General features: G+C 69.4%; 23 protein-coding genes. 10 read left to right on the forward strand and 13 right to left on the reverse strand.

Translation table 11 applies throughout. The annotated features are described in order from the left end of the window. Positions 1–314 precede the first annotated feature (314 nt). Positions 315–626, forward strand: a complete 312-nt coding sequence (locus AL072_RS12290) for a hypothetical protein (RefSeq protein WP_045580083.1) — start codon at positions 315–317, stop codon at positions 624–626. 25 nt (positions 627–651) lie between these two features. On the opposite strand, the gene modC is transcribed toward AL072_RS12290, so the two are convergent. From modC to modA, 3 genes are read right to left on the reverse strand one after another with little or no spacing between them, the layout of a single operon-like run. After that, on the reverse strand, positions 652–1773 hold the full coding sequence (modC, locus tag AL072_RS12295) for a molybdenum ABC transporter ATP-binding protein (protein ID WP_045580082.1): 1122 nt from the start codon (positions 1771–1773) through the stop codon (positions 652–654). Between the two features lie 18 nt (positions 1774–1791). Continuing rightward, complete coding sequence (modB, locus tag AL072_RS12300) at positions 1792–2487, reverse strand: molybdate ABC transporter permease subunit (protein WP_045580081.1); 696 nt, start codon at positions 2485–2487, stop codon at positions 1792–1794. Between the two features lie 10 nt (positions 2488–2497). Next, a complete protein-coding gene (gene modA, locus AL072_RS12305; RefSeq protein ID WP_045582252.1) occupies positions 2498–3319 on the reverse strand; it encodes a molybdate ABC transporter substrate-binding protein in 822 nt (273 codons plus the stop codon). A gap of 216 nt (positions 3320–3535) precedes the next feature. Here modA and rpe point away from each other — a divergent pair, with 216 nt between their 5' ends. Both rpe and AL072_RS12315 read left to right on the forward strand, forming a co-directional pair. After that, a complete protein-coding gene (gene rpe, locus AL072_RS12310; RefSeq protein ID WP_045580080.1) occupies positions 3536–4189 on the forward strand; it encodes a ribulose-phosphate 3-epimerase in 654 nt (217 codons plus the stop codon). A 137-nt stretch (positions 4190–4326) separates the two neighbouring features. After that, entirely contained in the window at positions 4327–4584 is a 258-nt protein-coding gene (locus AL072_RS12315) for a GlsB/YeaQ/YmgE family stress response membrane protein (RefSeq protein ID WP_045580079.1), read from the forward strand. Between the two features lie 93 nt (positions 4585–4677). Here AL072_RS12315 and AL072_RS12320 read toward each other — a convergent pair whose 3' ends face one another. From AL072_RS12320 to AL072_RS12330, 3 genes are all read right to left on the reverse strand, one after another. Further along, complete coding sequence (locus AL072_RS12320) at positions 4678–5481, reverse strand: PhyR family response regulator anti-anti-sigma factor (protein WP_045580078.1); 804 nt, start codon at positions 5479–5481, stop codon at positions 4678–4680. A gap of 154 nt (positions 5482–5635) precedes the next feature. Next, positions 5636–6226 (reverse strand): thermonuclease family protein, encoded by a 591-nt coding sequence (locus AL072_RS12325; RefSeq protein WP_045580077.1) that lies wholly within the window; start codon positions 6224–6226, stop codon positions 5636–5638. Continuing rightward, positions 6204–6950, reverse strand: coding sequence for an SOS response-associated peptidase (locus AL072_RS12330; protein WP_052709848.1), 747 nt, complete (start codon positions 6948–6950; stop codon positions 6204–6206). Before AL072_RS12330 ends, AL072_RS12325 begins: the two co-directional genes overlap by 23 nt. Before the next feature lie 223 nt (positions 6951–7173). On the opposite strand from AL072_RS12330, the gene AL072_RS12335 reads away from it, so the two are divergent. Together AL072_RS12335 and AL072_RS12340 are read left to right on the forward strand one after the other, a co-directional pair. Next, positions 7174–9507: a xanthine dehydrogenase family protein molybdopterin-binding subunit gene (locus AL072_RS12335; protein WP_045580075.1), complete on the forward strand. Its 2334-nt coding sequence runs from the start codon at positions 7174–7176 to the stop codon at positions 9505–9507. Between the two features lie 160 nt (positions 9508–9667). After that, complete coding sequence (locus tag AL072_RS12340; RefSeq protein ID WP_082108769.1) at positions 9668–10378, forward strand: EAL domain-containing protein; 711 nt, start codon at positions 9668–9670, stop codon at positions 10376–10378. A gap of 16 nt (positions 10379–10394) precedes the next feature. On the opposite strand, the gene AL072_RS12345 is transcribed toward AL072_RS12340, so the two are convergent. After that, complete coding sequence (locus AL072_RS12345) at positions 10395–10919, reverse strand: GNAT family N-acetyltransferase (RefSeq protein ID WP_045580073.1); 525 nt, start codon at positions 10917–10919, stop codon at positions 10395–10397. 89 nt (positions 10920–11008) lie between these two features. Between AL072_RS12345 and cysQ the strand changes: the two genes are divergently transcribed. The 4 genes from cysQ to rnhA are packed head-to-tail and all read left to right on the forward strand — an operon-like array spanning position 11009 to position 14081. Beyond that, complete coding sequence (gene cysQ / locus AL072_RS12350) at positions 11009–11785, forward strand: 3'(2'),5'-bisphosphate nucleotidase CysQ (protein ID WP_045580072.1); 777 nt, start codon at positions 11009–11011, stop codon at positions 11783–11785. After that, positions 11782–12615 carry a ferritin-like domain-containing protein gene (locus AL072_RS12355; protein ID WP_045580071.1) on the forward strand — a complete coding sequence of 278 codons (834 nt, stop codon included), beginning with the start codon at positions 11782–11784 and terminating at the stop codon, positions 12613–12615. The genes cysQ and AL072_RS12355 overlap by 4 nt, the downstream gene beginning before the upstream one ends. A gap of 13 nt (positions 12616–12628) precedes the next feature. After that, positions 12629–13612, forward strand: a complete 984-nt coding sequence (locus AL072_RS12360) for a homoserine kinase (RefSeq protein ID WP_045582251.1) — start codon at positions 12629–12631, stop codon at positions 13610–13612. 4 nt (positions 13613–13616) lie between these two features. Then, positions 13617–14081 (forward strand): ribonuclease HI, encoded by a 465-nt coding sequence (gene rnhA / locus AL072_RS12365; RefSeq protein WP_200909758.1) that lies wholly within the window; start codon positions 13617–13619, stop codon positions 14079–14081. Between the two features lie 46 nt (positions 14082–14127). Here rnhA and AL072_RS12370 read toward each other — a convergent pair whose 3' ends face one another. The 3 genes from AL072_RS12370 to AL072_RS35985 all read right to left on the reverse strand — a co-directional run bounded on the left by AL072_RS12370 (position 14128) and on the right by AL072_RS35985 (position 17353). Further along, complete coding sequence (locus AL072_RS12370; RefSeq protein ID WP_045580070.1) at positions 14128–14610, reverse strand: peroxiredoxin; 483 nt, start codon at positions 14608–14610, stop codon at positions 14128–14130. Between the two features lie 151 nt (positions 14611–14761). Next, the gene (locus tag AL072_RS12375) at positions 14762–15118 is read right to left on the reverse strand and encodes a zinc ribbon domain-containing protein YjdM (protein WP_045582249.1); all 357 of its coding nucleotides are present in this window, start codon (positions 15116–15118) and stop codon (positions 14762–14764) included. 123 nt (positions 15119–15241) lie between these two features. Next, positions 15242–17353 carry a protein-disulfide reductase DsbD family protein gene (locus tag AL072_RS35985; protein ID WP_045580069.1) on the reverse strand — a complete coding sequence of 704 codons (2112 nt, stop codon included), beginning with the start codon at positions 17351–17353 and terminating at the stop codon, positions 15242–15244. A gap of 195 nt (positions 17354–17548) precedes the next feature. Between AL072_RS35985 and AL072_RS12385 the strand changes: the two genes are divergently transcribed. After that, positions 17549–18139, forward strand: a complete 591-nt coding sequence (locus tag AL072_RS12385) for a YqgE/AlgH family protein (RefSeq protein WP_045580068.1) — start codon at positions 17549–17551, stop codon at positions 18137–18139. Between the two features lie 32 nt (positions 18140–18171). On the opposite strand, the gene moaE is transcribed toward AL072_RS12385, so the two are convergent. Genes moaE through AL072_RS12400 form a run of 3 tightly spaced genes read right to left on the reverse strand, consistent with a single transcriptional unit; the run spans position 18172 to position 20147 of the window. Further along, positions 18172–18624: a molybdopterin synthase catalytic subunit MoaE gene (gene moaE / locus AL072_RS12390; protein WP_045580067.1), complete on the reverse strand. Its 453-nt coding sequence runs from the start codon at positions 18622–18624 to the stop codon at positions 18172–18174. Between the two features lie 4 nt (positions 18625–18628). Beyond that, on the reverse strand, positions 18629–18880 hold the full coding sequence (moaD, locus tag AL072_RS12395) for a molybdopterin converting factor subunit 1 (protein WP_045580066.1): 252 nt from the start codon (positions 18878–18880) through the stop codon (positions 18629–18631). Positions 18881–18893: 13 nt separating this feature from the next. Beyond that, positions 18894–20147 (reverse strand): molybdopterin molybdotransferase MoeA, encoded by a 1254-nt coding sequence (locus AL072_RS12400; protein ID WP_045580065.1) that lies wholly within the window; start codon positions 20145–20147, stop codon positions 18894–18896. Between the last annotated feature and the right edge of the window lie 34 nt (positions 20148–20181).

Raw genomic sequence — 20181 nt, forward strand, 5'->3', positions numbered from 1 at the left:
GCAAGTCGCAAAAGTATCGTGATCTTTGCGCAACCCAGTAATGGGCATCGATCACGCAGGCGCCACATGTTTTTGGAACGTTTCGTGAAAGTCCATTCCGCCGTCAATCCGGCCTCACCCCGGCCGGCCCCCGCCGAAATCCGGACATCCACCCGGTATAGTGCCGATGGCGGATGGAATGAAACCCGCGGCAGCGTGTTCTGACCCTCACGGCGTTACCGGAACCTCGACGGGTTCGCACAGCGTCCTCCGGGGGCAGTTCACCGCTGCGTTCCACGGGTGACGCCGCCCAATGGCTGAGGAGACACAACGCCATGCGCAGCAAATTTCTGATCGCGGCCCTGCCCGCCCTACTCCTGGGTCTGGCAGCCTGCGACGACCAGAACGCCCAGAACTCCAACGCGGCGAACCAGACGAGCCCGACCACCAGCAGTGGGTCCAGCACCGAATCGACCACGGTCCCGCCGCCCTCCACCGGTGTTCCGATGAATGGCGGCACCTCGGGCAACTCGATGAACGAGACCACCGGCTCCACCACCACGGTGCCGGGCGGCTCGACCGCCGGCGGTTCGGCCGGCGGCGGCGCCAACAGCGGAGCGGCCCCAACGCCGTCGGGCGGCCAGTAACCGCCCTGTTGCAGCCGGGGCCGCGTCAGACGTCGACGACGCGGCCCCGGCCGCCATTCGCCGCCCCGCCGGTCTCCGGTTCGAAGGCGATGCCCTTGACCAGCGCCACCACCTTGCGGCCGGGCGCCAGTTCGAGTTCGCGCACCGCCGCCCGGGTGATGCGCGCGATCAGGAAGGAACCGCCCACCGCAAGCCGCAGGTCGGCCGACGACGGCCCGGCCTCCGCCACCTCGACCACCTCGGCGGCGAGCGCGTTGCGCACGCTGACTCCGGCCGGCGGCTGCAGCGCGACGATGACGTCGCGCGCGTGGATGTGCAGGCGCACCGCCGCTCCTGGCGGCCGGTCGATCCGCGGCACGGTCAGATGCCCGCCGTCGAAGGCCAGCACGGTCAGCCCGTCCCCCTCGACATGACGCTCGACGGTCAGGTCCAGCACGGCGCCGGCATCCTGCGCGCCCGTGACCGCGGACAGGTCGAGCCTGCCCATCACCGTGCCGACCGGACCGACGGCCCGCACCCTGCCCTCGCCGATCAGCACCATCGTCGTGGCGAGCCGCACCACCTCGTCCAGCGCGTGGCTGACCATGACGATGGGGATGTTCATCTCGTCGCGCAGCCGCTCGATGTAGGGCATGATCTCGGCCTTGCGGGCGGCGTCGAGCGAGGCCATCGGCTCGTCCATCAGCAGCAGGCGCGGCTGCGCCAGCAGGGCGCGGCCAAAGGCGACGCGCTGCTTCTCGCCGCCGGACAGGCCGCGCGGCCGGCGGTCCAGCAGATGCCCCAGCCCCAGCAGCTCGACCACCGGGGCGAAGGCAATGCGCCGCTCGGCGGCAGGCACCCGGCGCAAACCGTATTCCAGGTTGCTGCGCACGGTCATGTGCGGGAACAGCCGCGCGTCCTGGAAGACGTAGCCGATGCGCCGCTTCTCCACCGGGACGTCGATGCGCCGGGCGCTGTCGAAGAACACCGTATCGCCGATGCGGATATGCCCCGCATCCGGCCGGGTCAGCCCGGCGATGGCGTTGATGACCGTGGTCTTGCCCGAGCCGGAGCGGCCGAACAGCGCGGTGACCCCGCTTCCCTCGGCGGTGAAGGCGACGTCGAGCGTGAAGGCGCCCAGCGTCTGGCGGATCGACAGGTCAAGCATGGTCGGGCTGCCATTCCATCAGGTTTGCCCGATCAGGCGGCGCAGCCGGCCCGCCAGGACTTCCGACAGCATCAGCGCCACCAGGGCAACCGAGAAGGAGATCGCCGCCAGCCGCGCCGCCACCGCGTCGCCGCCGGGTTCCTGCGTCGCGGCATAGATCGCCAGCGGCAGAGTCTGGGTCTGTCCGGGAATGTTGGAAACGAAGGTGATGACCGCGCCGAACTCGCCCATCGCCGCGGCGAAGGCGACGATGGCGCCGGACAGCAGCCCGGGCGCCATCAGCGGCAACAGGATGCTGAAGAAGCGGTCGACCGGGCCGGCGCCCAGCGTGCGCGCCGCCGCCTCCAGCCCGCCATCGATCGCCTCCACCGACAGCCGGATCGCCCGCACCATCAGCGGGAAGGAGGTCACGGCCACCGCCAGCGACGCCCCTTCCGCGGTGAAGATCAGCTTGATGCCGAAGCTCTGGTACAGCCAGCCGCCGACCACGCCCTTGGTGCCCATGGTCACCAGCAGGATGTAGCCGGTGACCACCGGCGGCAGGACCAGCGGCAGATGGACCAGCCCGTCGAACAGGGTCTTGCCGGGGAAGGAATAGCGCCCCAGCACCCAGGCGGCGAGCACGGCGACCGGCAACCCGAACGCGATGGCGACGCCCGCGACACGCAGGCTCAGCAGCAACGCGGTGGTCTCCATCGGCGTCAGGATATCCATGCCGCCGAGCTTACGGTGCCTTGGGCGCCGGAACGAAGCCGAATTCCTTCCAAACCGCCATGCCGTCCGGCGATTTGATGTAGTCCAGGAAGGCGGCGGCGTGGCTGCTCTTCGAGATGGCGGTCAGCGCCGCCGGATAGACGATGGCCGGATAGCTGTCCGGCGGGAAGACCGCGGCAACCTCGACACCCGGATCGATGGCGGCGTCGGTGCGATAGACGATGCCCAGCGGCACCTCGCCGCGGCTGACCAGCACCAGCGCCGCGCGTACGCTGTCCGCCCGCGCCAGCTTCGGCTCGACGGCCGTCCACTGCCCCAACTTCTCCAGCGCCGCCTTGGCGTACTTCCCGACCGGAACGTTCGACGGGTCGCCGGTGGCGAGCCGGCCGTCGCCCAGCTGGGCCGCCAGCGTGCCACCCTTGGACAGGTCGGGCTTGATCGGCGACCCCTTCGGCGCGACCACCACCAGCTCGTTGCCGAGCAGGTTGACGCGGCTGTCGGCCTTGATCAGGTTGCGCTGCTGCAGGTAATCCATCCAGTCGAGATCGGCGGAAATGAAGATGTCGGCCGGCGCCCCATTCTCGATCTGCTTGGCCAAGGCCGACGACGCGGCGAAGGACGAGGTCACTGACATGCCGGTCTTTGCCTTGAACTGGGAAGCCAGCTTCTCGACCGCGTTCTTGGTGGAGGCGGCGGCGAGCACCAGCACATCCTGCGCCATCGCCGCCGGGGCGGCCAGCGTCAGTCCGAAGCCCAGGACGGCCACCGAAACCGCCCGCGCCACCGCGCGGCACCCATCCCGGCGACCCAAGGCCAAACGCAAACCGAACATCGTCACCTCCAGCAAGTTCAACGCCCTGATCTATATCTCTACGGATACAGCGCTTCGCGATTGCGGTAAAGCGGAAATGCCCTGGCTGCCGCTTTGGGGAGGATGGCGGTCCCGTCGGTACCGCACTTCATCCCATGACTTGCGCCGCCGCCCCATGGTAGGAATGGCGCGGAACCAGGCATCGCCGCCCGTCATCCTCTGCCCCAGGACATCCACATGCGCGCCGTCAAGATTTCCCCCTCGATTCTCTCCGCCGATTTCGCCCGGCTGGGCGAGGAGGTCCGCGCGGTCGACGCCGCCGGCGCCGACTACATCCACATCGACGTGATGGACGGCCATTTCGTGCCGAATCTCACCATCGGCCCCGGCGTGGTAAAGGCGTTGCGGCCGCACACGGCCAAGATCTTCGACGTCCATCTGATGATCTCGCCGGTGGACGCCTTCGTGCCGGAATTCGCCAAGGCGGGCGCCGACATCATCACCGTCCATCCGGAAGCCGGGCCGCACCTGCACCGCACGATCCAGCTGATCAAGTCGCTGGGCAAGAAGGCCGGCGTCTCGCTCAACCCGGCCACGCCGGTCGACGCCATCCAGCATGTGCTGGAGGACATCGACCTCGTGCTGGTGATGACGGTCAACCCCGGCTTCGGCGGCCAGAGCTTCATCATGAGCCAGTTGCCGAAGATCCGCGACCTGCGCGCCCGCATCGACGCCATCGGCAAGCCGATCGACCTGGAGATCGACGGCGGCATCAACCCCGAGACCGCCAAGCTGGCGGTGGAGGCGGGCGCCGACGTGCTGGTCGCCGGCACCGCCACCTTCACCGGCGGGCCGGAGCGGTACGCCGCCAACATCCGCGCGCTGCGCTGAAACCGCTTCCGGGCCGATTTGTCCGGACGTTCGAAAGGAGCATCGTCCCAAAAGATCCGCCGTTGCGGAGAACCAAACGCCTCCTTGCCCGTTATTGGGCATGGGAAGACGGTCCCGCAACGGAAGGGAAGACAACCATGGGCATTCTCTGGACGATCATCATCGGCTTTCTCGCCGGCATCGTCGCCAAGTTCCTGATGCCGGGTCGCGATCCGGGCGGCTTCATCATCACCACCCTGCTCGGCATCGCCGGTGCCTTCATCGCAACCTATCTGGGCGCCGCCGTCGGCTGGTATCGTCCGGGCGAGGGGGCGGGTTTCATCGGCGCGATCGTCGGTGCAATCATCATCCTGGCCATCTACCGCATGATCGTCGGCCGCCGCACCACTGTCTGACCGGCTGCATCGAGGCTGCGCATTGAAAAAGGGACCGCCGGACGCCGGCCGGTCCCTTTTTCATCGAACATGCCTGGGATCAGGCCGGGACTATCAGCCCAGCGCCACCGGCTGCGGCATGAAGATGGCGCGAGAGATGGCGGCCTGGAGGCCGGCATTGGTGAAGGGCTTGCGGACGATCTGGCCGAGATGGCGGGCGTCGAGCGCAAGGATGTCGTCGTCGAAGGCGGTGACGAAGATGGTGCGCAGGTCGCGGACGCGCTTCAGCCGGCGGGCGATCTCGATCCCGCTGCCGCCGTCGGCCAGCCGGACGTCCAGCAGGGCCAGCGTCGGCTTCTGCGCCTTCAAGAGGGCCAGCGCCTCCGGCTCGTTGCCGGCGGTGCCGCAGACGACATGGCCCATGTCGGCCACCAATTCGCCCAACTCCATCGCCAGCAGGGCGTTGTCCTCTACCACCATCACCCGCTGCACCATGGCGGCGCGCACACGGTCGCGGGCCGTCTTCAGCCGCGCCACCGCTTCGGCGCGCGGCAGTTGCAGCACCTTGGCCGCCTGCGGCGGGCTCAGCCCTTCCAGTGCCGTCAGCAGATAGAGGCGGCGGTCCGGCTCGGCCAGTTCCGCCAGCGCGCGTTCGATCGGGTGGGGGGACGGCAGTGGCCGGCCGGGCGGGCCGAACTCTTCCGGCGAGCGGTCGAACAGCAGGTTCAGCAGGGCATAAAGCGGCAGGCGCGCGTTGTCGCCGCCGCGGTCGAAGCCGAAATGGGACGGAGCCATCGTCGCCGCCTCGACGCACCGCGTCACCAGCGCGTCGCCGCGGTCGGTCGCGCCGGTCAACGCCCGCGCATAGCGGCGCAGGACCGGAACCAGCTCGAACAGTTCACATTCGTAAACCAGCATGCCCGTGACTCTGCTCCCCATGGGCTCCCCGGGGGGAGTTGCCGATTCGGATCGTTTTTCTTGATTCTTCCTCCTGTTCGGATCCTATCACGGCCGGCGGATCCGGCGAATGGGAAATGGGGGTGGCGGCCGGTCAGCTTGCGGTCTTTGGGCGTCAGCGCGCCGTCTCCCGGATTTGCCGCGACCGCCATTGCCAGGGCTTCTCCACCTGCCCGGCCCACAGCCCCATCCGCTTGCTCTGGGCGTAGGCCTCGCCTCTCTGATAGGCGGGCGACAAGCTGGCATATTGGAAGGCCCAGCCGCGCGCCACCATCGCCGCGCCCAGATCGACGCCGCGCACCCGGCATTCGCCCTTCAACTCACCGGTCCGGTCCTGCTCGGTGACGATGCAGGTCACCTCCTCGCCCTTCACCATGTTGGCGAGCACCGCGGTGGCGACCTTGAAGCAATCCAGTTCGTGGCCGTAGCGGTTCTTGCATTTTTGCCCGGGATCGGGAGCGTCGATGCCCATCAGCCGCACGGGGGTGCCGTTGACGGTCAGCAGGTCGCCCTCCACCGCCATCGCCGCCCCCTTGATCGTCTGGTCCGGGGTGTTGGCGATCGGGCCGCGCCCTTTTGCAGCCTGATTGGTCGCCGCCTGATTGGTCGGCCGGTTTCCCTGGGCCGCCGCCGGTCCCGCCCAGGCGATACACAGCGCCAGCATCACGACCGGCGTCCACCCGTCAGAACAGGCTAGGCTGGTCATCGGCCTTTTTCCGCTTTGCCTCGGCCCGCTCCACCTCCTGGGGCGGGTCGAGGCAGGAGGCGTCGTCGTTGCGCACGCTGTTCACTTTCGGTCCCACCGGCACGACGTCGAGCCAATCCTCCGGAGCCGAGCGGATCAGCCCCTCCACCACCGGCAGCGGGGTGGCCGGATCGAGCCAGGCGTCCCAGTCGGCGGGGTCGAGCACCACCGGCATGCGGTCGTGCAGGAAGGACAGGGTGGCATTGGTCGCCGTCGTCACCACCGTCACGCTTTCCAGCGGCGGCTCCAGGGGCGGCGCCCCCTTCGGACCGCGCCAGCACTCCCACAGTCCGGCCAGCGCGAACAGGCCACGGTCGCGGCGGCGGATGATGTGGCCTTGCTTGCGCGGCTTCGCCCCCTCCCCCACACTGGTCCATTCATAGAATCCGTCGAGCGGCACCAGACAGCGACGCTTGCGGAAGGCGTCGCGGAAGGCCGGCTTGTCGGCGACCGATTCGCCGCGCGCATTGATCATCCGCGAGCCGATGGACGGGTCGTCGGCCCAGGGCGGCACCAGCCCCCAGCGCAGCAGCGCCAGATGGCGGCCGGGCAGGCCTTCCTCCTCCTCGCGGCGGATGACGGGGATGTCCTGGGTCGGGGCGACGTTCCAGCGCGGCATCAGGTTCGGCCGTTCCGGCACGCCGAACAGGCGCTGGATTTCGCTGACTGGGGTGGTTAGTAGCATGCGTCCACACATGCCCCCCAATATGGCCCCTGCATGCCGGCTGCGCCAGCCGCTTCGGCGAACCATCGACAGGCCCGACCATTCCGGTGGCCGGACCATCGTTGCGGCGGACAACCGTCACCCATGCTGCCCGTCGGGGTTTCCCTGGGGCACCGGCCAGCCTATCTTCGCAGGGCACCCACTCAATCGAGCACGCATCGAACCGGAAGGCGGGAGTTCACCCATGAAGTTCGGCATCGGACAGGCGGTTCCGCGCACCGAAGACGCCCGGCTGCTGACCGGCGGCGGCCGTTATACCGACGACGTGTCGCTGCCCGGCCAGGCCTATGCGGCCTTCGTCCGTTCTCCGCACGCCTTCGCCGCCATCGGATCGGTCGATGCGTCGGATGCGCTCGCCCAGCCCGGCGTGCTGGCGATCTACACCGTCGCCGACCTCGATGCCGAGACGATCGGCATGATCCCCTGCCAGGCGGCGCTGAAACAGCGCGACGGCTCGCGCTATGTCCGCACCCCGCGTCCGGTGCTGGCGCGCGGCTTCGTCCGCCATGTCGGCGACCCGGTCGCCATGGTGGTGGCGGAAACGCTGGAAGCCGCGCGCGAGGCTGCCGAACTGGTGATGGTCGATTACCAGGACCGTGAGCCCGTCACCGGTACGCTCGCGGCGCTGGAGCCCGGCCGCCCGCTGGTGTGGGACGAGGCCCCGGACAACCTCTGCTTCGATTGGGACACCGGCGACGAGGCGGCAGTGGACGCAGCATTTGCCGCCGCCCACCGCGTGGTCGAGCTGGAGCTGGTCAACAACCGCGTCGTCGCCAACCCGATGGAGGGCCGCGCCTGCCTCGCCGGCGTCGAATCCGGTGCGGACGGCGCTCCCGGCCGCCTGCTGATCTATGTGACCAGCCAGGGCGTCCACGGCCTGCAGAAGCAGTTCGCCAAGATGCTCAACGAGCCGGAGGAGCGCATCCGCGTACTGACCACCGACGTCGGCGGCGGCTTCGGCATGAAGCTGTTCAACTACCCGGAATATGTCGCCTGCCTGTTCGCCGCGCGCCGGCTGAACCGCGCCGTCAAATGGGCCGCCGACCGCATCGAGGGTTTCATCAGCGACGACCATGGCCGCGACCATGTCAGCAAGGCGCGTCTCGCGCTCGACGCCGACGGCCGTTTCCTCGGGCTGCGGGTCGATACCGTCGCCAACCTGGGCGCCTACCTGTCCAACTACGGCCCCTTCATCCCGACCGATGCCGGATCGGCGATGCTCGTGGGATCCTACCGGACCCCTGCGGTCTATGTGCGGGTGAAGGGTGTCTTCACCAATACCCAGCCGGTGGACGCCTATCGCGGCGCCGGCCGGCCGGAGGCGGCCTATCTGCTGGAACGGCTGATCGACCATGCCGGCCGCGTCACCGGGCTCGGCCCGGCGGAGATCCGGCGGCGCAACTTCATCCCGCCGACCGCCATGCCCTACGCCACGCCGATGGGCCAGGTCTATGACACCGGCGAGTTCGCGCAGAATCTGGAGGACGGCCTGCTGCTGTCCGACATGGCCGGACTGCCGGCCCGCAAGGAGGCGGCGAAGGCCCGCGGCAAGCTGCGCGGCGCCGGGCTCGCCACCTATATCGAGGCCTGTTCGGGCGGCGGGCCGGAGCAGGCGACCGTCCAGGTCAATGGCGACGGCAAGGTCGTGCTGATGATCGGCACCCAGACCAACGGCCAGGGCCACGAGACCGCCTACAAGCAGATCCTCGCCGACCGGCTGGGGGTGCCGCCGGAGGATGTCGAGGTGGTCCAGGGCGACACCGACCGCGTCAGCTGGGGCTCCGGCACCGGCGGTTCCCGCTCCGTCCCGGTCGGCGGCTCGGCGCTGGCGGAGGGAGCGGCCAAGGTGGTGAAGGCCGCGACGACCGTCGCCGCCGACCTGCTGGAAACCGCCGAAATCGACATCGAGTTCACCGACGGCCGCTTCGCCGTCGTCGGCACCGACCGCGCGGTGACGCTGAAGGAGGTCGCCGCCAAGGCCGCGGAAAGCGGGACCGGTGGCATCGCCTTCTCGGAAATGGCGCGCTGGACGCCGCCGGCCAGCACCTTCCCCAACGGCTGCCATGTCGCCGAGGTGGAGGTCGACCCCGCCACCGGCGTGATCGAGGTGCTGCGCTACAGCGTCGTCGACGATTTCGGCACCGTGATCAACCCGATGCTGGTGATCGGCCAGATCCATGGCGGTGTCGCCCAGGGGCTGGGTCAGGCGCTTCAGGAACGCGTGGTGTTCGATCCCGACAGCGGGCAGCTGCTGACGGCATCCTTCATGGACTACCAGATGCCGCGCGCGGTCGACATGCCGCCGATCGAGGTGAAGCTGAACAGCGTGCCCAGCACCACCAACATGCTGGGCATGAAGGGCGCCGGCGAGGCCGGAGCCATCGGCGCGCCGCCAGCCATCATCAACGCGGTGGTCGATGCGCTGTCGCATCTCGGCATCACCCACATCGACATGCCGGCGACGCCCGAGGCGGTGTGGACGGCGATCCGCGATGCCGAAAGCCGGCTGGTGGCATAGAAAGAAGCCTTAACCCGACGGTGCGGCATTTGCCTCACCTCCGTCGGGTTAAACCAGTGCATGTTATCATTATCTGAAGGCAGCGATCTTAGCGGACAGAGGCAAGGTGATGGCGTTCGGTGACGGTGGGTGTGGCGGACAATGTGCAGAGCGGCTGGATATGGACTTCACGATGGCCTTCCAGCCCATCGTCGACATCGCGGCCGGGCAGGTGTGGGCGCATGAGGCGCTGGTGCGCGGAACCGAAGGCCAGGGTGCCGGCTGGGTGCTGGGACAGGTGACCGACGCCAACCGCTATGCCTTCGACCAGTCCTGCCGGATCAAGGCCATCGAACTGGCATCGGAGCTGCCGATGGGCGGTGCCCGCCTGTCGATCAACTTCCTGCCCAACGCCGTCTACAAGGCGGAGGCCTGCATCCGGGCGACGCTCGCCGCCGCCCGCCGCACCGGTTTTCCCACCGATCGCATCATCTTCGAGGTGACGGAGAACGAGCGGGTGGTCGACCATGACCATCTGAAAGGCATCTTCACCGAATACAGGCGCCAGGGCTTCCTGACCGCCATCGACGATTTCGGCTCCGGCTATTCCGGCCTCAACCTGCTCGCCGAATTCCAGCCCGACATCATCAAGCTGGACATGGAGCTGACCCGCGGAATCGACGCCAACCGTGCCCGGCGCAGCATCGTCAAGGCGATCCTCGCGGTGTGCGGCGACCTGGGCATCACGCCCATCGCCGAGGGCATCGAAACGGTGGACGAGGCGAAGACCCTGCGCGACCTCGGCGTCACCCTGATGCAGGGCTACCTGTTCGCCAGACCGGCCTTCCGGGCGGTGGTGAGCGAGCCGGATTTCGCCGGGCTGGTGGCCTGAAGCGTCTCCGCGGGCATCATCCGGACGTCACCGCCGCCGTCATGTAGCTCATGCCGCCGCCATAGCTCGCCAGCTTGGCCGCCAGCGCCGCGCCGCCGTCACGGTAGGGCGTGAACCCCGCCCGGTCCCAATAGCTCCGTGCCGCCGGCGTCGAAGTCAGGGCCAGCCACCGCCAGCCCTCCCGTGCCGCCAGCCCGTGGGCGTAGGCCAGCACCGCCGCCCCCGCCCCGCTGCCGCGGGCCGCGGGGAGCAGCGCGATGTCGTGCAGATAGAGGCAGTCTGCATCCGCCGGCACATCCCCCAGCGGCGAGTCGAGCGGCGGCGGGACACCCAGCCGCCCCGGATGCATCACGCCGTAGCCGATCGCCTCCCCGCGGCATTCGGCCACACGGCAGCCGGCGGGATAGAGCGCCAGACGCTCCTCGAAGACGGCACGGTCCTCCGGATAGTCCGGATGCACGATGTCCGCGATGGCGAGCACCCGGTCCAGATCGGCCGCGGTCATCGCACGCCATCGCGCATCACGAAGCTCACCCGTCATCCGCCTTCTCCCTTCCACACCCGTTCAAAAGCTTCCGGCCCGCCACCGGGCACGATATGCTGCCTCCTCATACCATAGGAGACGACCCCATGCCCGACGCCGCTGTGGCGAGCCTGCTGCCGACGGTCCGCACCATCGCCCATGAGGCCGGTCAGGTCATCCTGCGCTTCTACAACGACGGCATCGACGTCGCCACCAAGGTCGACGGCAGCCCGGTGACGCAGGCCGACCATGCCGCCGAAGCGGTGATCCTGCCGGCGCTGCACCACCTGATGCCCGGCGTGCCGGTGGTCGCGGAGGAGGCTGCGGCGGCCGGACATCGGCCGGACATCTCCGGCGGCCGGTTCTGGCTGGTCGATCCGCTCGACGGCACCAAGGAGTTCATCTCGCGCAACGGCGAGTTCACGGTGAACATCGCCCTGATCGAAAACGGCGTACCGGTGCTGGGCGTCGTCTATGCGCCGGCCACCGGCGACCTCTATGCCGCCGCCGGCCCCGGCACCGCCGTGCATTGCGCGGAGGGGCGTCACGACCACGCCATCGGCGTCCGCAACCCGCCGGCCGACGGGCTGACCGTCGTCGCCAGCCGCTCGCACGGCAGCGGGTCGGTGCTTGAGGATTTCCTGGCCAAGTACACGGTCAAGGACCGGGTGTCCTGCGGCAGCTCGCTGAAATTCTGCACGGTCGCCAGCGGCAAGGCCGACCTCTATCCCCGCTTCGGCCCGACCAGCGAATGGGACACCGCCGCCGGCCATGCCGTGCTGATCGGTGCCGGCGGCCGGGTGGAGCAGCCGGACGGAACGCCGCTCGTCTACGGCAAGGCCGACATCCTGAACCCGAACTTCGTGGCCTACGGCTGGAAATGACGCCTGCCGTTTCCTGCCTCGGCGATGCGGCGACCGTGGTCCTGGCCGCCGCGGCGCCGCTGGAGAAGGTGCGCCTGACCCATGGCTTCGCCGCCGCGTGGCGCGACGGCCTGCTGGCGCCCGACGTGCCCGCCCCGCCCCCCGACCGCCCGGCCCGGCCCGACCGGCCGGAGCTGAAGCTGCCGCGCGACATGCCCAAGCGCGGGCGCGGCGGCAGCGCGCAGAACCGCATCGCCCTGCTGCACGCGCTGGCCCATATCGAACTGAACGCCATCGACCTCGCCTGGGACATCGTCGCCCGCTTCGCCCCGCTCGGCCTGCCCAGGGGCTTCACCGACGATTGGGTCCAGGTCGCCGACGACGAGGCGCGGCATTTCCGCATGCTGGAGACGCGGCTGAACGCGCTGGGCTCCTCCTACGGCGAGCTGCCGGCCCATGACGGGCTGTGGCAGGCGGCGACGGAGACCGCGCACGACCTCGCCGCCCGGCTGGCGGTGGTGCCGATGGTGCTGGAGGCACGCGGGCTCGACGTCACCCCCGACACCGTGCGCCGCCTGCGCGACTTCGGCGACGGGGAGAGCGCCGACCTGCTCCAGACCATCCATGACGAGGAGATCGGCCATGTCGCCGCCGGCCGACGCTGGTTCGTCCATCTCTGCGCCGAACGCGGGGCGGAGCCGGTGGCGCTGTGGCAGGAGCTGGTCGGCCGCCATTTCCGCGGCGGGCTGAAGCGCCCCTTCAACGTCGCCAGCCGCCGGCTGGCCGGGTTCGGCCCGGAATATTACGAGCCGATCACCCCAGAAATTGACCGCCGGGCAGAATCCCGGTAAGGCGCAGGACATCATGGCCGTTTATACCGAAGTCACCGACGAGGATCTCAGCAGCTTCGCCGCCCAGTACGATCTGGGCGCCGTGCTGTCGTGCAAGGGCATCGCGGAGGGGGTGGAGAATTCCAACTTCCTGCTGGTGACCGAACGCGGCCCCTACATCCTGACCCTCTACGAGAAGCGCACGCGCAAGGAGGATCTGCCCTTCTTCCTCGGCCTGATGGAGCATCTGGCGGAGAAGGGCATCGCCTGTCCGCTGCCGGTGGCGGCGCGCGACGGCGTGGCCCTGCGCGAGCTGTGCGGTCGTCCGGCGGTGATCGTCACCTTCCTGGCCGGCATGTGGCCGCGCCGCATCACGCCGCAGCATTGCGCCCAGCTTGGCGAGGCGCTGGCCCGCCTGCATCTGGCGGTCGGCGATTTCCGCATGGAGCGGCCGAACGCGCTGGCCCTGCCCGGCTGGAAGGATCTCTTCGCCAGGTCGGCGCCCCGTGCCGACGAGGTGGCGCCGGGCCTGCGCGAGACGCTGGAAACCGAGCTGGCGGCACTGGAAGCCAACTGGCCGGCCGGCCTTCCGGCGGGCGTCATCCATGCCGACCTGTTCCCGGACAATGTCTTCTTCCGCGGCGACAGCCTGTCCGGCCTGATCGATTTCTATTTCGCCTGCAACGACTTCCTGGCCTACGACGTGGCGATCTGCATCAACGCCTGGTGCTTCGAGATCGACGGGTCGTTCAACGCCACCAAGGCGCGGCTGCTGCTGTCCAACTACCGCAAGGTCCGGCCGCTGTCGCGGGCCGAGCTGGACGCTTTGCCCTGGCTCTGCCGCGGCAGCGCGATGCGCTTCCTGCTGACCCGCCTCTACGACTGGCTGAACCATCCGCCGGGCGCCTTCGTCCGGCCGAAGGATCCGTTGGAATATCTGCGCAAGCTGCGTTTCCACCAGACGGTGCGCGGGCTCGGCGATTATTTCCTCGACGATTCAGACGCGGCCGGAGCCTGACCCGATGACGGACGACATGCCCGGCCGCCGGACAGTGGACATCTTCACCGACGGCGCCTGCAGCGGCAATCCCGGTCCCGGCGGTTGGGGCGCCATCCTGCGCTATGGCGAGGTCGAGAAGGAGCTGTATGGCGGGGAGCCGGCGACCACCAACAACCGCATGGAACTGATGGCCGCCATCATGGCGCTGGAGGCGTTGAAGAAGCCGGTCGTGGTCCGGCTGTTCACCGATAGCGAATATGTGAAGAACGGCATCACCAAATGGATCCATGGCTGGAAGGCCAAGGGCTGGCTGACCGCCGACCGGAAACCGGTGAAGAACGTCGATCTGTGGCAGCGCCTGGAAGAGGCGAAGAGACAGCACGAGATCGAATTCCACTGGGTCCGGGGCCACGCCGGCCACCCCGAGAACGAACGCGCCGACGAGTTGGCGCGGCGCGGCGTGGCCGACGTGCGGGCGCGGACGTAATCTCCCTTCCCTCTCCAGCCGGAACGGGAGAGGGAGAGATCTGACCTCAAACCTGCTCGAGCACCGCTTCGGCCGACGACACCTCGAACTTGCCCGGGGCCTCGACGGCGACATGGGTGACCTTGCCGTCTTCCGCCACCAGGGCGAAGCGCTGGCCGCGGGTGCCCAGGCCGTGGGCGGAGCCGTCCATGGTCAGGCCGAGCGCCGCGGTGAAGGTGGCGTTGCCGTCCGGCAGCATGACGACCTTGTCGCCGACGCCGCCCTTCTCACCCCAGGCGCGCATCACGAACGGGTCGTTGACGGCGAGGCAGATGATGCTGTCGACGCCCTTGGCCTTCAGCGCGTCGGCCTGCTGGACGAAGCCCGGCAGGTGCTTGGCCGAGCAGGTCGGGGTGAAGGCGCCGGGGACGGAGAACAGGACGACCTTCTTGCCCTTGAACAGCTCGTCCGTGGTCACTTCCTGCATGCCGTTGTCGGTCAGCCGCTTCAGCGTGACGGACGGAATGGTATCGCCAACCTGGATGCTCATCGTCTCTAAACCCTTCCCGTTTTTTTGGGGGCTGTCTTTTGGGTCGGGCCGGCCCCCGTCGCGGAGCCCGGCCCTGTCACCCTTCTATCCCCCGCGGCGGATGGCCGCAAGGCACGGTTGGTGCCCCATACGGTTGGCCCCGGCGAACGGGTCAGGCCTTCTTCACGAACTCCGACTTCAGGTTCATGGCGCCGATGCCGTCGATCTTGCAGGCGATGTTGTGGCCGTCGGCCCCGTCCACCAGACGGATGTTCTTCACCTTGGTCCCGCCCTTGACCACCAGCGACGACCCCTTGACCTTCAGATCCTTGATCACCGTCACGCTGTCGCCGTCGCTCAGCATGTTGCCGTTGGCATCGCGCACGCCCGGCTCGGCGGCGGCCTCCGTCCCGGCCGCACCGGCGGCTTCGGGATTCCACTCGTGGCCGCATTCCGGGCAGTTCCACAGGCTTCCGTCATTGTAGGCATGTTCGGAGTTGCACTGCGGGCAGTTCATCTGATCGTCCATCATCGTCCTCGTCGCGCGGGAGGGTCTCCCGGAGGCGCCCTGTTAGCGCAGAATAGCCGGAACGACCATAGGACTTTTCCCCGAAACCGCACCGGGCCGTGCCTGGCCGGGCCGGATCGCCGGTCAGGACGCCCCATTCGCTCCCTTGCCCGCCACCTTCCCCGCCGCCCTGTCCAGGGCCTCCAGCACCGCGCCGTCGCTCAGCAGTTCCGGCAGGGCGATGCCCTCCGGCGCACCGGGGCCGTAGACGATGTTGAAGGGGATGCCGTAGCGGCCATGATCGGCCAGGAACTTGGCGATGGCAGCGTCCGGGCGGGTCCAGTCGGCACGCATCGGGACCACCGCCGCATCCTCCATCCGCGTCGCCACCGCGCCACGGTTCAGCACCAGTTTCTTGTTCGCCTGACAGGTGATGCACCAGTCGGCGGTCACGTCGACGAAAACGGTGCGCCCGGCGGCGACATGCTCGCGGATGGTCGCCTCGACGAACGGCACCCAGCGCGCCTTGGACGCATCCGCCACCGGCGCCGCACCGGCGGGCGGGCCGACGACCGCCGGCATGGCGAAGGCCACGACGGCCAGCGCGCCGGCCAGGACCGGACCGGCCTTGCCCGCCGCGCCGCTGGCGCTCCGCCCGATCCACAGCGCCAGCACCAGCGCCGCCATCAGCAGCCCGACCGTGGCGGCGGCCACCTCGCCGATCTGCACCGTCAGCACCGACAGCAGCCACAGCGCCGTCAGCATCAGCGCGACGCCCAGGACGGTCTTCAGCGTCGCCATCCAGCGTCCCGGCCGCGGCAGCCAGCCGGCGACCCGCGGCCACGCCGCCACCGCCAGATAGGGCAGAGCCAGCCCGACGCCCAGCGCCGCAAAGATCGCATAGACCTCGACCGGCCCCTTCGACAGCGCGAAGCCGACCGCGGTGCCGAGGAATGGCGCCGAACAGGGGGTCGCCAGCAGCGTGGCGAACATGCCGGTGGCGAACGGCCCGGCCAGCCCCTCGCCGCCCAGCCGGTCGGCCAGCGACCGCGGCAGCGGAACCTCGAACAGCCCCCACAGGTTGGCCGAGAACAGGGTGACCAGCACGACCATGAAGACCAGGAACAGCGGCTGCTGGAACTGGATGCCCCAGCCGACCGCCCCGCCGGCCGCCTTCACCCCGACCAGCACCGACGCCATCAGCAGGAAGGAGGCGAGGATACCAGCGGCGCTTGCCAGGAAACCGGCCCTCACCGCGGCGGGAGCGCGGCCGCCCTGCTTGACCACCGACATCAGCTTCAGCGACAGCACCGGCAGCACGCAGGGCATCAGGTTCAGGATCAGCCCGCCCAGCAGCGCCACCCCCAGCATCGCCGCCAGCCCGGCACCGGCGGGAACCGCCGCACCGCTGCCGGCCGCCGGGGATGCCGTCGCGGTTGCTGGCACCTCGACCGCCTTGTCGCCGTCGACCAGGGTCAGCGTCATCGCGCTTCCGGCCAGATCGAGGCCCGGCTGCGGATCGGTCACCGTCAGCGTCAGGCGGACATGACGGTCGTCGTCGGAAAAGACCGTCTTGGGGGCGGAGAAGGTCAGCGGCGGCTCGGTCTCGACGAACAGGTCCGGCGTGACGAAGCCGTCGACCGCGGTCGCCTCGACCTCCAGCGTGCCGCCCGTCGCCCGCACCGCGTCGATCCGCAGCAGCCCGTTCGGCCCCTTCGGCACCAGGGCCTGGGCGCGGGCGATGTCGTTCGCGGCGTCCGACGGGTCCGCCGGCCCGGCCGGCAGCGCCAGCGCCAGATCGAGCGTCTGCGGCACGCAGATGTCCGAACAGACCAGCAGTTCCGCGGTCAGCGCCAGATCGACCGGCTTGCCTGCCGCGGCCGGCACGCCCTGGAGCGGGAACAGCACCGCGCCGTCATAGCCGGCCGTCTCGAATCCCAGCACGGAAAAGCGGTGCGGCGCCGGATAGGACAGGGTCGCCCCGGTCAGGTTGGCCGACCGGCTCCAGTCCAGGCGCGGCGCGAATCCGGCATCGCCGGGGGAACGCCAATAGGTCTTCCATCCCGGCTCCAGCCGCAGTTCCAGCCCGAGCGGCAGCGCCGCCAGTTCGCCGGTGCCGCGCACTGCGGAGACCAGCCGCGCCTCGACCGGCCCGGCCTTGGTCCAGGCCCCGACGCCATCCTGCGCCAGGACGGGGCTCGTGCCGCCGGCCAGGACGGTCAGCAACAACACAAGGACGAAGGCATGTCTTTTCATCGCGCGCACTGTTCTCTATCCCTGGAAGGGGCGCATCCGTGTCCCCGGCATCCTATATGATAGCTCATATCCAGGTGACAAAACTCGGCCGGTGCTGTCACACTCCGGCAAAAGCGTCGCCAGAACGCCAACCACAACCGACCGTAGGGCCGGAGGCGGGCATCCGCACCGGACCGACGACAAGGATACTCGCCCATGCCGCGCCTGACCAAGTCTCCGGTCTCCAAGGCCTCGGAATCGCTGACCGGCCAGCTGCTGATCGCCATGCCGGGCATGGAGGATCCGCGTTTCCAGCGCACGGTCATCTACGTCTGCGCCCACAGCGAGGATGGCGCGATGGGGCTGGTGGTGAACCGGCTGTTCGGCTCGATCACCTTCGAGGATCTGCTGGAACAGCTCGACATGAACATCCCGCAGCCGTCCAACAACCTGCCGGTCCATTACGGCGGCCCGGTCGAATCGGGCCGCGGTTTCGTCCTGCACTCCACCGATTATGTGCGCGACGGCACGCTGCTGGTGGACGACGAGGTGGCGCTGACCGCGACCATCGACATCCTGCGCGCCATTTCCGAGGACCGCGGCCCGCGCCGCACCCTGCTCCTGCTCGGCTATGCCGGCTGGGGGCCGGGCCAGCTCGACGCCGAATTCCAGGCCAACGGCTGGCTGAACGTTCCCTGCGACGAGAAGCTGCTGTTCGACACCGAGCTCGACGCCAAGTGGGAACGCGCCATCGGCAAGCTCGGGGTCAGCGTCTCCATGCTGTCAGGCGAAGCCGGCCACGCCTGAGGGCACAGCCAGAAACGGACGGCAGCGCAGCCCTACTCCGCCCACCGCGCCGCCGCGGCATCGTCGCTGTCCTTCGCCTCGACCCAGCGCTCGCCGTCGGGCGTCGCTTCCAGCTTCCAGAAGGGCGCCTTCGTCTTCAGCCAGTCGATCAGGAAGCGGCAGGAATCGAAGGCGGCGTCACGGTGGGCCGACGCGGTGGCGACCATGACGATGCGGTCGCCCGGCTCCAGCCGGCCATGGCGGTGGATCACCAGCACGTCGTCCAGCGGCCAGCGCCGCCGCGCCTCCTCCTCGATCGCCTCCAGCTGCCGTTCGGTCATGCCGGGATAATGCTCCAGCGTCATCGCGCTGACCGCCTCGCCGCCCGCGATGTCGCGCACCAGCCCGACGAACATCGTCACGCCGCCGACGCCGGTGCGGCCGGCGGTGAAGGCGGCATATTCGGCGCCGACGTCGAAATCCCCGGCCTGGACGCGGATCGTCATGGTCTCAGCCCCCCGTCACCGGCGGGAACAGCGCGATCTCGTCGGTCGCGGAGATCGGATGGTCGTAGGGGACATGCTCCTGATTGACCGCCACCTTGACCACCTTGCTGTTCGCCAGCGCGTCGGCATGGCGGGGGCTGCGGGTCTTCAGCCAGTCGACAAGCGCGCCCACCGTGTCGACCTCCGCCGGCAGCTCGACCGTCTCGGTCGGCACGCCGATCTTGCTGCGCAGCCAGGCGAAATAGAGAATCTTCATCACGCGACCTCTGCTACAGGAATTCTTTGAAGGGCAGGAAATCGACGGTCATGCCGGGCTCGACATGGGCCAGATCCTCCGGCAGCTCGATCAGTCCCTCGGAGTCGACCAGCGACGACAGGACGCCCGCCCCGTCCCGCGGGTATTTGCTGGCGACCAGCGCACCGTCCCCGTCGCGCGTCAGCGACCCGCGCAGGAACTCGCGCCGGCCGGACTTCTTCTTGTGGGCGAAGCCGGCGCGGACCGGGACTGGCCGCGGCGCCTCCTCCAGCGCCCCCATCAGCCGCAGCAGGATCGGCCGGGCGATGCGCAGGAAAGTCACCACCACCGCCACCGGGTTGCCGGGCAGCCCGACGAAGACGGCGTCGCGCACGCGCCCCAGCGCCACCGGACGGCCGGGCTTGATCGCCAGCCGCCAGAAATCGAGCCGTCCATTGGCCTCGACCGCCGGCTTGACGTGGTCCTCCTCCCCGGTCGACATGCCGCCGGAGGTGATGATCGCGTCATGGTCCTCCGCCGCCGACGCCAGCGCATCGCGGATCGTCTCGAACCGGTCGGGCAGGATGCCGAGGTCGGTGACGGCGCAGCCCAGCCGGGTCAGCAGCGCGACCAAGGCGTAGCGGTTGGCGTCATAGACGGCGCCGGGCTCCAGCGGCTGCCCCGGCTGCCGCAACTCGTCGCCGGTCGAGAAGACGGCGACGCGCAGGCGCTCGCGCACCGCCAGCGCCGCATGGCCGAGCGAGGCGGCCAGCGCGATGTCCTCCGGTCGCAGGCGACGCCCGGCGGTCAGCACGATGGAACCCTCGCGGACATCCTCGCCGGCCAGCCGGCGGTTCCCCCCGCGCCGGATGCCGGCCGGCAGGGTGACGGATGCGCCGTCGCTCCGGCAGTCCTCCTGCATGAACACGGTGTCCATCCCGGCCGGCATCGGCGCACCGGTGAAGATGCGCACCGCCTCCCCCCGCACCGCCGGGCGGCCGAGCGACCGGCCGGCGGCGACCCGCGCCGTGACCGGCAGGATCGTCGCCCCGCCGGCGGCGAGGTCGTCGAAGGCGACCGCATAGCCGTCCACCGCGGCATTGTCGTGCGGCGGCACATTGAAGGGCGCCACCAGATTGGCGGCCAGCACGCGGCCCAGCGCCCCGGTCAGCGGCACCGTCCCGGTCGCCGTCACCGCGGCGATCCGGCCGGCCAGCAACGCCAGCGCCGGATCCAGCGCCATCATCGGCCCGCCGAAGGCAAAGCAGTCGTTGTCGAGTTGCACCATGGCCGCACTCTAGTCCGTCGCGGCGCCGGCTGCG

It is taken from the genome of Azospirillum thiophilum (assembly GCF_001305595.1).
Taxonomy (GTDB): Bacteria; Pseudomonadota; Alphaproteobacteria; order Azospirillales; family Azospirillaceae; genus Azospirillum; species Azospirillum thiophilum.